Source organism: Inquilinus limosus MP06, from assembly GCF_000767795.1.
Classification (GTDB): Bacteria; Pseudomonadota; Alphaproteobacteria; order DSM-16000; family Inquilinaceae; genus Inquilinus; species Inquilinus limosus_E.
The window spans coordinates 1-9,034 of sequence record NZ_JANX01000229.1 but is presented as its reverse complement, the minus strand read 5'-3'; the positions used below and the strand labels follow the sequence as shown (position 1 = coordinate 9,034).

The following is a 9,034-nucleotide window of genomic DNA, read 5'->3' as shown; positions in this document are numbered from 1 at the left end:
CGTGAGCTGGTGGCCCTCTATCGTGGCCTGGACGCGGCCGGGCGCGAGGCCTTCTTCACCCTGCTGGCGCGGGAGTTCGGGCCCGACCATGCGGCGATCGCCGCCGCCGCGCGCGCGTTCATGGCCGAGCCCAGCGCGTCCAGCGCCCTGGCCCTGGCCGAGGCGGCCGAGCCGCCGCGGCGGGAGCTGCTGCGCCGCATCAACATGCTGCCCGAGGGCACGGAGTTCGTGATCGGGCTGCGCGCCGACGCCCTCGACCTCGCCGACGGGAACCCGGAGCTGCGGATCGTGGATGCCGACCTGAAGCACGTGCTGACCGACTGGTTCTCCGGCGGATTCCTGGAGCTGCGGCGGATCACCTGGGAGACGCCGGCGATCATTCTGGAGAAGCTGATCCAGTATGAGGCGGTGCACGCCATCCCGGGCTGGGAGTTCCTGCGCCGGCGCCTGGCCGAGGACCGGCGCTGCTATGCCTTCTTCCATCCGGCGCTGCCGAACGAGCCGGTGATCTTCGTGCAGGTGGCGCTGGTGCGCGGCCTGGCGGGGGAGGTGGCGCCGCTGCTGGACCCCAAGGCGCCGGTCGGCGACCCCGCCGCCGCGGACACGGCGATCTTCTACTCGATCACCAACACCCAGAAGGGGCTGCGCGGCATCTCCTTCGGCAGCTTCCTGCTGAAGCAGGTGGTGGCCGACCTGCAGCAGACCCTGCCCAACCTCGCCGCCTTCTCGACCCTGTCGCCGATTCCCGGCTTCCGGCGCTGGCTGGAGACGGCGGCGCCGCAGCATGAGGTCGCGGCGGTGCGGGACGCCGCCGATGATCTTCTGCCAGCCCTGGCCGCGGGCGGGATCGAGGCCGTGGCGGCGGACAAGGCGCGGAAGGCGGCGCTGACCGGCCTCTGCGCCCGCTATCTCGCCGCCGAGCTGCGGCCGAACGGGCGGCTGGTCGACCCGGTGGCGCGCTTCCATCTCGGCAACGGCGCCCGGCTGGAGCGGCTGAACTGGGCCGGCGATGCCTCGCCGAAGGGGCTGGAGCAGGGCTGGGGACTTCTGGTCAATTACCTCTATGATCCGGCTGAGCTGGAGCGGAACCACGAGGCCTTCGTCAATGCCGGCAAGGTGGCGACGAGCCGCGCGGTGGCGCGCCAGCTGAAGCCCTATCTCTGACTCGCCGAGCCGCATGACCAATCTCTACCGCGCCCTGTCCGCCCGCTTCCCTGCCGACCACTCCAAGCCGGCGCTGGCGCTCGCCGACGGCCGCGCCATCTCCTATGCGGATCTGGAGGCCGCCAGCGCCCGCTATGCCAACCTGCTGCGGCGGCTGGGCGTGGCGCCGGGCGACCGGGTGATGGTGCAGGTCGACAAGTCGCAGGATGTGGTGGCGCTCTATCTCGGTTGCCTGCGCGCCGGGGCGGTCTACCTGCCGCTCAACACCGCCTACACCAAGGGCGAGGTCGCCTATTTCGCCGGCGATGCCGAGCCGTCGCTGGCGGTGTGCCAGCCGGCCCGGCTGGCCGAGATCGAGGCGGTGGCCGGACCGGCCGGGGCCAAGGCGGTGCTCACCCTCGGCGCGGCCGGGGAGGGGACCCTGGTCGAGGCCGCGGCGCGGGAGCCGGACGGGTTCGAGACGCTGCCGCGCGAGCCCGACGACCTGGCCGCGATCCTCTACACCTCCGGCACCACCGGGCGGTCCAAGGGGGCGATGCTCAGCCACGACAACCTGCTGTCGAACGCCCTGACCCTGCATGATTACTGGGGCTTCCGGCCGGACGACGTGCTGCTGCACGCCCTGCCGATCTTCCACACCCACGGCCTGTTCGTCGCCACCAACTGCGCCCTGCTGGCCGGGGCGACCATGCTGTTCCTGCCGAAATTCGACGCGGCCGAGGTGCTGCGCCTGCTGCCCGGGGCCAGCGTGATGATGGGCGTGCCGACCTTCTACACCCGGTTGCTGGAGCAGCCGGGCCTCACCGCCGAGGCATGCGCGCATATGCGGCTGTTCATCTCCGGCTCGGCGCCGCTCCTGGCCGACACCTTCGAGCAGTTCCGGCAGCGCACGGGGCACACCATCCTCGAGCGCTACGGCATGACCGAGACCAACATGAACACCTCGAACCCGCTCGATGGCGAGCGGCGGGCGGGGACGGTCGGCTTCCCGCTGCCCGGCGTGTCGCTGCGGGTGGTGGGCGAGGACGCCAGGCCGCTGCCGCGGGGCGAGATCGGGGTGATCGAGGTCAAGGGGCCGAACGTCTTCAAGGGCTATTGGCGGATGCCGGAGAAGACCGCCGCCGAGTTCCGCGCCGACGGCTTCTTCATCACCGGCGATGTCGGGGTTGTGGACGATCGCAGCTATGTCTCGATCGTCGGCCGGGCCAAGGACCTGATCATCACCGGCGGCTTCAACGTCTATCCGAAGGAGGTCGAGGGCCTGATCGACGCCATCCCGGGCGTCGAGGAATCGGCGGTGATCGGCCTGCCGCATCCGGATTTCGGCGAGGCGGTGGCGGCGGTGGTGAAGATGCGGGCGGGCGCCGCGCCGCTCGACCCGGCCGCGATCCAGGCGGCGCTGCAGGACCAGCTGGCCCGGTTCAAGCAGCCCAAGGCGGTGTTCGTGGTGGCGGAGATCCCGCGCAACGCCATGGGCAAGGTGCAGAAGGCCGCCCTGCGCGAGCAGTACGGGACGACCTTCAAGACCCCGTCCTAGTCTCGCAGCGGGTCGGTCGTCGGATTGCTCAGGAAGCCCTGGCGCCGCGCCACGTGGTTGCGGCCGGCCAGGCGGGCGACGGGATCGAATTCGGGCGCAGCCTCGATCCGCACCAGGCCGGGCTCCTGCCAGGGCGATCCGGTCCCGCGTAGCGGCGGCCGGTCCGGCGCGAAGCCGGTGGCCAGGAGGGTCGCATCGAGATAGCGGCGCGCATCCTCCGGGTCCTCGGCGAAGACGATCATGTCGCTCATGAAGTCGGCGCCGTTGTCGGGATCGACAGCGCGCCACAGCGGGTCCTGGCGGCCGGCGGGCACGATCCGGACGGAGTAGGCGTGCATGGTGCCTCCTTGCCAAACCTGGCCAACGCGGCGGGCACGGTGCCGGTTCCAGGGATCAGCGGCAGGCGGCCTTGCCGGCCTCGATATGGAAGCTGCGCGGGCCCGGCATCGCCGGCTTGGTGCTGCTGGCGGGGTCGTCGACGATGCGGATGTCGAGCGAGCAGGGGCCTGCCTGGACCCGGTAAAAGTCGTCGCCCGGCCGCTCGATCCGGTCGATCGGATGTCCCTGAAGCTTCTCGGAGAGCTCGTTGCTGTCCAGGATCGCCTTGATCTCCTCCAGGCGCTGCCAATAGGGCGGCAGCGCCGCTCGGGCCGCGGCCGCGGCCGTGAGGAGGAGCAGCGCCGTCACGCACGTTGCGGCGATGCGGCGAGGGCCTGGAGGAAACAGCGTCATCGGGCCTTCTCCTCGCCGGCCCCGCCTCAGGCGCCGACGTTCGGGATGAAGAAGCAGCGCATCGAACCGTCCGGCTTGCGGCACAGCCAGTAGTTCTGGTCCTCGCTGAACTGGGCCTGGTCGGTCGGTATCAGCATCGACAGGGGCCGGATCATATACCCGTCGGGGCGCACTTGGACATCACGGGACGCGAAGGCGGCGCAGTCATGCGGGCCGCAGCACTGCTCATGCGTGCCGGACAGGTTCCGGTATTGACCGTTCTGGATCCACGCCGCCGGTCCATGGGCGGTCGCGCTGCTGGCGGCGAGTGCGAGCGCGGTCACGAAGGGAAAGAGGATGCGCATCAGCGCCCTCCTGGCCAGGATTGCGGGCGACCGGGCATCCCGCCCGACCGGCCGGCCCGGTGCGGCCGTCTGCAACAGGCCTGCAGAAGGAACAATGGTACCGACCCGCATCTTCGTTCCATTGGACCATGGGCCATTGGGGCCGAGAGCCGGCGACTCCGGCCGCGGCGGGAGGTCCGGAACGGTCGGCCCGACCAGCGCGGAAAGCCGCTCCGGCCCAGGCACTCCGCGGTATTTGCTTTGGCCTTGACTCCGAGGGGGCGCGGGCATACATCGCCGGTGACGCCGAGCGAGCCCAGGCCCGCCCGGCGCCAATCTCACAACGAGAGACAGATGGACGACCACCCTAGTCGTGGCGTCGCCAAGGCCGGTCCGGCCGCGGTGACGTCACCGGAACATTACTGGATCGCACTCGGCGTCGGCCGGGTGGATGGCGTGAGCCGGACCTAGGGTCGGAGCGCCGTTCGCCCCGCTTCCGCCGCGTGCGGGATACGGAGCGAACGATGAACCTCGCATTTCTCTCCTGCTTCGATCGCCGCCTGCGCCTGGCGCTGGGCGCCGTGATCTCCCCGCGGGCCGAGGCCCTGGCGGCCCTCCCGCGTTTCCGCAACCGCGACCTGCGCCACGACCCGGTCCGGGACGAGGACAAGGTGCTGCTGCGCTGGATCCGCGATGCGGAGACCAGCAAGCTCGTCGCCCGCTGGGACGAGCCGGCCGCCGCCGAGCCGGTCCAGCCCGCCGCGCCGGTCGATGACCTGGCCGAGCACCGCGCCCGCCGGGCGCAGCGCTACCGCTCGCGGTTCGTCTGGACCGATCGCCGCAGCGCCTGAACCGCGCATAGCGGGGCTGAATTCGGGCGGTCGGGCGACTCCCGCACGCGGAAGCCGCCCAACCGCCCGGCAGGCCCTGCCGAACCAACCGCAGATCGCCCGGCTTGCATTTCGCGGGCGCAGGGCGTATCAACCGCGCCGTCGTCAATCCCACACGCGGGCATCGCGGCCTGCCACGGCAGTGGCTCGGTCGCTCCGGTGCTTTTCGCCATATCCGCAATCCGCGGTGCGGCGAGGGGCAAAGCCCGCGGCGGAACAACCGGAAAAAGGATCTTCCGACCATGGCTACGCCGACCTTCACCATGCGCCAGCTCCTCGAAGCGGGCGCGCATTTCGGCCACCACACCCGCCGCTGGAACCCGAAGATGGCTCCGTACATCTTCGGCGTGCGCAACGGCGTGCACATCATCGATCTCGAGCAGACCGTGCCGCTGCTGCACCGCGCGCTCGACGCCGTGCGTGAGGTCGTCGCCAATGGCGGCCGCGTCCTGTTCGTCGGCACCAAGCGCCAGGCTCAGGACCAGATCGCCGACGCGGCCAAGCGCTGCGGCCAGTACTTCGTCAACCATCGCTGGCTCGGCGGCATGCTGACCAACTGGAAGACGGTGTCGCAGTCGATCCGCCGCCTGAAGGAGATGGACGAGCAGCTCGCCCAGGGCGCGGTCGGCCTGACCAAGAAGGAGCAGCTGACCCTGACCCGCGAGCGCGACAAGCTCGAGAAGGCGCTGGGCGGCATCCGGGACATGGGCGGCCTGCCCGACATCCTGGTGATCATCGACACCAACAAGGAATCGATCGCGGTCCTGGAAGCCGCCAAGCTCGGCATCCCGGTCGTGGCCGTGCTGGACAGCAACTCCAGCCCAGACGGCATCACCTTCCCGGTGCCGGGCAACGATGACGCGCTGCGCGCGATCGAGCTCTACTGCGAGCTGTTCTCCGGCGCCGTCATCTCCGGCATCCAGGCCGAGATGAGCGCCAGCGGCGCCGATGTCGGCGCGCTGGAGGAGGCGCCGGTCGAGGAGGAGCTGCCGCCGCCGGCGGAGACCGGCGAGGCGGAACAGCCGGCCGCCTGAGCCGAGAGCGAACCAGGGGCGGCCCAGAAAGCCGCCCCTTTCTGTCGATGAGGGCGCCTGCGACCGTGCAGGGGCGCGGCGCCGAACGAACCGGATGCGAGGACGATATGGCGGAGATCACGGCAGCGCTGGTGAAGGAGCTTCGTGAGAAGACCGGCGCCGGCATGATGGATTGCAAGAAGGCGCTCGGCGAGACCGGCGGCGACCTGGAGGCCGCGGTCGACTGGCTGCGCAAGAAGGGCTTGGCCGCCGCTGCCAAGAAGGCCGGCCGCGTCGCCGCCGAGGGTCTGGTCGGCGCCGCCGTCGAGGGCAATCGGGGCGCGCTGGTCGAGGTCAACTCCGAGACCGACTTCGTGTCGCGCAACGACAAGTTCCAGGGCCTCGTCTCGACCCTGGCCGGCCTCGCCCTGCAGGCGAATGGCGATGTCGCGGCGCTGGCCGCCAGCGCCTTCCCGGGCACGGGCCGCACCGCCGGCGAAGAGGTGACCCAGCTGGTCGCCACCATCGGCGAGAACATCAGCCTGCGTCGCAGCGCCGCCCTGTCGGTGTCGAACGGCGTCGTCGCCGCCTATGTGCACAGCCCGGTCGCGGCCGGCCTGGGCAAGATCGGCGTGCTGGTGGCTGTGGAGTCGACCGGCGACAAGGCCAAGCTCGAGGCCTTCGGCAAGCAGGTCGCGATGCACATCGCGGCGGCCCGGCCGGATGCGCTGCACATTGCCGACGTCGACGCCGCCAACCTGGAGCGTGAGCGCGCCGTTCTGGTCGAGCAGGCCCGCGCCAGCGGCAAGCCCGAGGCGATCATCGAGAAGATGGTCGAGGGCCGGATCCGCAAGTACTACGAGGAAGTGGTGCTGCACGAGCAGGTCTGGGTGCTGGACGGCGAGACCAAGGTCCGCGCGGCGATCGAGGCTGCGGCCAAAGATGCCGGCGCCCCGGTCAGCGTGACCGGTTTCGTCCGCTTCGTGCTCGGCGAGGGTATCGAGAAGGAGCAGGGCGACTTCGCGGCCGAAGTGGCGGCGACTCTCGGCCGCTGAGCCGAACTCAAGAACAGATTGGCGGCGCTGAGGGAGTGGAGCGACATGGCGAAGGCGGCCCAGTATCGACGGGTGCTGTTGAAGATTTCCGGGGAAGCCCTGATGGGCGACCAGGATTACGGCATCGACCCGAAGATGGTGGAGCGCATCGCCGATGACGTCGCCCAGGTCCACGCCCTCGGCGTCGAGATCTGCATGGTGGTCGGCGGCGGCAACATCTTCCGCGGCATGAGCGGCGCCGCCTCCGGCATCGAGCGGGCGACCGCCGACTACATGGGCATGCTGGCCACGGTGATGAACGGCCTGGCGCTGCAGAGCGCCTGCGAGCACAAGGGCCTGCACACCCGCGTGGTCTCGGCCATCCCGATGCAGACGGTATGCGAGCCCTATATCCGACGCCGGGCCATCCGGCACATGGAGAAGGGCCGCGTCGTCATCTTCGTGTCCGGCACCGGCAACCCGTTCTTCACCACCGACACCGGCGCCGCCCTGCGCGCCTCCGAGATGGGCTGCGACGCCCTGCTCATGGGCAAGCAGGTCGACGGCGTCTATGACGCCGACCCGCTGCGGGTCGAAGGAGCCAAGCGCTTCGACCGCTTGACCTACATGGATGTGCTGGCAAAAGATCTCCGCGTCATGGATCATGCGGCGATCTCGCTGGCCCGTGAAAACAAGATCCCGATCCTGGTCTTCTCCATCAACGAGCATGGCGCGTTTGCGGAGGTGGTCGCAGGGCAGGGACGCTACACCATCGTGACCGAGGAGGGCTGAGCGTGGCCAAAGCCGATCTCGACGACATCTCCCGCCGCATGGCGGGTGCTCTGGAGTCCCTGCGCAAGGATCTTGCCGGTCTGCGCACCGGCCGCGCCAGCATCAGCCTGCTCGAGCCGATCACGGTCGACGTCTACGGCGCCCAGATGCCGCTGAACCAGGTCGGCACCATCGGCGTGCCGGAGCCGCGCATGCTGACCGTGACCGTCTGGGACCGCAGCGCGGTCAAGTCGGTGGAGAAGGCGATCCGCGATTCCGGCCTGGGCCTGAATCCGCAGACCGAAGGCCAGACTGTCCGCGTGCCGCTGCCGGAGCTGAGCGAGGAGCGCCGGCGTGAGCTGACCAAGGTCGCCGGCAAATATGCCGAAGCCGCCCGCGTCGCGGTGCGCAACGTTCGCCGCGACGGCATGGACGCGCTGAAGCGGGCCGAGAAGGACCACGAGATCTCCGAGGACGAGCACAAGCGCCTCGCCGACAAGATCCAGGGCCTGACCGACAGCCGCATCCGCGAGATCGACGAAGCGGCGGCGCAGAAGGAAAAAGAGATCCTCCAGGTCTGAGCAACGGGATGCACCGTTTCGCCCCCAAGGCCGAGGATCAGCCCGCGCTCCATGTCGCGATCATCATGGACGGCAACGGCCGTTGGGCGACCGCCCAGGGCCTGCCCCGCGCCATCGGCCACCGCCAGGGCGTCCATGCCGTGCAGCGGACGATCGATGCCGCCATCGCCCTGGATGTCGGCTATCTGACGCTGTTTGGATTCTCGACCGAGAACTGGCGCCGGCCGATCCTCGAGGTCGGCGAGCTGATGAAGCTGCTGCGCTTCTTCCTGCGCGGCGAGCTGAAGGCCCTGCACCGCAAGGGCGTGCGGCTGCGTTTCATCGGCGACCGCGGGCGCCTGGCCCCCGACATCGTCGACCTGCTGGCCGAGAGCGAGACGTTGACCGCGGGCAACACCCGGCTGAACCTGACCGTCGCGCTGAGCTACGGCGCCCGGCAGGAGATCACCGAGGCGGCGCGCCGGGTGGCGCGCGAGGTCGCCTCGGGGGCCTTGCTGCCGGAAGCGATCGACGAAGGGCTGTTCGCCGGCCGGCTGTTCACGGCCGACCTGCCGGACCCGGACCTGATCATCCGCACCAGCGGCGAGCAGCGCATCAGCAACTTCCTGCTGTGGCAGGCGGCTTATGCCGAGCTGGTCTTCGTCGACACGCTGTGGCCGGATTTCGGCCATGCCGACCTGGAGGCCGCCCTCGCCGAGTTCCGGCGGCGGGAACGTCGCTATGGCGCCGTCGGTGGCCAATAGCCCCGGGGCGAAGCGCAGCAACCTGACGCTGCGGATCCTCTCCAGCCTCGTTCTCGGACCGCTGATCCTCGCCGCCGTCTATGTCGGGCAGTGGGAGTTCGCGGTCATCGTCGGCCTGCTCGGCGTGCTCGGCGCCGATGAATGGCTGCGGCTGGTGCTGCGGCGCCCGGCGCCCGGCTGGGCCCGGGCCTCTGCCGCGATCGCCGTCGTCGCGGTGACCATCGCCACCGGCTGCGCCGGCGCCGT

The 9,034-nt window shown here is 70.2% G+C and carries 12 protein-coding genes; 9 read left to right on the top strand and 3 right to left on the bottom strand.

Annotated features, from left to right (window positions below):
• On the top strand, positions 1 to 1,164 hold a 1,164-nt coding region (locus P409_RS17920; protein ID WP_152613428.1), incomplete at its 5' end, for a malonyl-CoA decarboxylase domain-containing protein.
• 13 nt (positions 1,165 to 1,177) lie between these two features.
• Entirely contained in the window at positions 1,178 to 2,701 is a 1,524-nt protein-coding gene (locus P409_RS17915) for a malonate--CoA ligase (protein ID WP_034840586.1), read from the top strand.
• On the opposite strand, the gene P409_RS17910 is transcribed toward P409_RS17915, so the two are convergent.
• From P409_RS17910 to P409_RS17900, 3 genes are read right to left on the bottom strand one after another with little or no spacing between them, the layout of a single operon-like run.
• Positions 2,698 to 3,039 carry a hypothetical protein gene (locus tag P409_RS17910; RefSeq protein ID WP_034840582.1) on the bottom strand — a complete coding sequence of 114 codons (342 nt, stop codon included), beginning with the start codon at positions 3,037 to 3,039 and terminating at the stop codon, positions 2,698 to 2,700. The two genes, P409_RS17915 and P409_RS17910, sit on opposite strands and share 4 nt — an antisense overlap.
• A gap of 55 nt (positions 3,040 to 3,094) precedes the next feature.
• Positions 3,095 to 3,433, bottom strand: coding sequence for a hypothetical protein (locus tag P409_RS17905; RefSeq protein WP_152613427.1), 339 nt, complete (start codon positions 3,431 to 3,433; stop codon positions 3,095 to 3,097).
• Between the two features lie 26 nt (positions 3,434 to 3,459).
• Positions 3,460 to 3,777, bottom strand: coding sequence for a hypothetical protein (locus P409_RS17900; RefSeq protein ID WP_052120849.1), 318 nt, complete (start codon positions 3,775 to 3,777; stop codon positions 3,460 to 3,462).
• A gap of 503 nt (positions 3,778 to 4,280) precedes the next feature.
• Here P409_RS17900 and P409_RS17895 point away from each other — a divergent pair.
• From P409_RS17895 to P409_RS17865, 7 genes are all read left to right on the top strand, one after another.
• Complete coding sequence (locus tag P409_RS17895) at positions 4,281 to 4,607, top strand: hypothetical protein (protein ID WP_034840572.1); 327 nt, start codon at positions 4,281 to 4,283, stop codon at positions 4,605 to 4,607.
• A 281-nt stretch (positions 4,608 to 4,888) separates the two neighbouring features.
• Entirely contained in the window at positions 4,889 to 5,680 is a 792-nt protein-coding gene (rpsB, locus tag P409_RS17890; RefSeq protein WP_034840568.1) for a 30S ribosomal protein S2, read from the top strand.
• 107 nt (positions 5,681 to 5,787) lie between these two features.
• A complete protein-coding gene (tsf, locus tag P409_RS17885) occupies positions 5,788 to 6,714 on the top strand; it encodes a translation elongation factor Ts (protein WP_034840563.1) in 927 nt (308 codons plus the stop codon).
• A gap of 45 nt (positions 6,715 to 6,759) precedes the next feature.
• Positions 6,760 to 7,485 (top strand): UMP kinase, encoded by a 726-nt coding sequence (gene pyrH / locus P409_RS17880; protein ID WP_034840559.1) that lies wholly within the window; start codon positions 6,760 to 6,762, stop codon positions 7,483 to 7,485.
• A 38-nt stretch (positions 7,486 to 7,523) separates the two neighbouring features.
• The gene (gene frr, locus P409_RS17875) at positions 7,524 to 8,045 is read left to right on the top strand and encodes a ribosome recycling factor (protein WP_343285512.1); all 522 of its coding nucleotides are present in this window, start codon (positions 7,524 to 7,526) and stop codon (positions 8,043 to 8,045) included.
• Positions 8,046 to 8,053: 8 nt separating this feature from the next.
• Positions 8,054 to 8,788 (top strand): isoprenyl transferase, encoded by a 735-nt coding sequence (locus P409_RS17870; protein ID WP_034840552.1) that lies wholly within the window; start codon positions 8,054 to 8,056, stop codon positions 8,786 to 8,788.
• Positions 8,778 to 9,034: phosphatidate cytidylyltransferase (locus tag P409_RS17865; protein ID WP_161790422.1), on the top strand; the 257-nt coding region annotated here is incomplete at its 3' end. The genes P409_RS17870 and P409_RS17865, both read left to right, overlap by 11 nt.

Coding starts and splice junctions, on each gene's coding strand:
- P409_RS17905 (WP_152613427.1), bottom strand. CDS start 3,433: ATGACGCTGTTTCCTCCAGGCCCTCGCCGCATCGCCGCAACGTGCGTG.
- P409_RS17900 (WP_052120849.1), bottom strand. CDS start 3,777: ATGCGCATCCTCTTTCCCTTCGTGACCGCGCTCGCACTCGCCGCCAGC.
- frr (WP_343285512.1), top strand. CDS start 7,524: ATGGCGGGTGCTCTGGAGTCCCTGCGCAAGGATCTTGCCGGTCTGCGC.
- rpsB (WP_034840568.1), top strand. CDS start 4,889: ATGGCTACGCCGACCTTCACCATGCGCCAGCTCCTCGAAGCGGGCGCG.
- P409_RS17870 (WP_034840552.1), top strand. CDS start 8,054: ATGCACCGTTTCGCCCCCAAGGCCGAGGATCAGCCCGCGCTCCATGTC.
- P409_RS17895 (WP_034840572.1), top strand. CDS start 4,281: ATGAACCTCGCATTTCTCTCCTGCTTCGATCGCCGCCTGCGCCTGGCG.
- P409_RS17910 (WP_034840582.1), bottom strand. CDS start 3,039: ATGCACGCCTACTCCGTCCGGATCGTGCCCGCCGGCCGCCAGGACCCG.
- tsf (WP_034840563.1), top strand. CDS start 5,788: ATGGCGGAGATCACGGCAGCGCTGGTGAAGGAGCTTCGTGAGAAGACC.
- pyrH (WP_034840559.1), top strand. CDS start 6,760: ATGGCGAAGGCGGCCCAGTATCGACGGGTGCTGTTGAAGATTTCCGGG.
- P409_RS17915 (WP_034840586.1), top strand. CDS start 1,178: ATGACCAATCTCTACCGCGCCCTGTCCGCCCGCTTCCCTGCCGACCAC.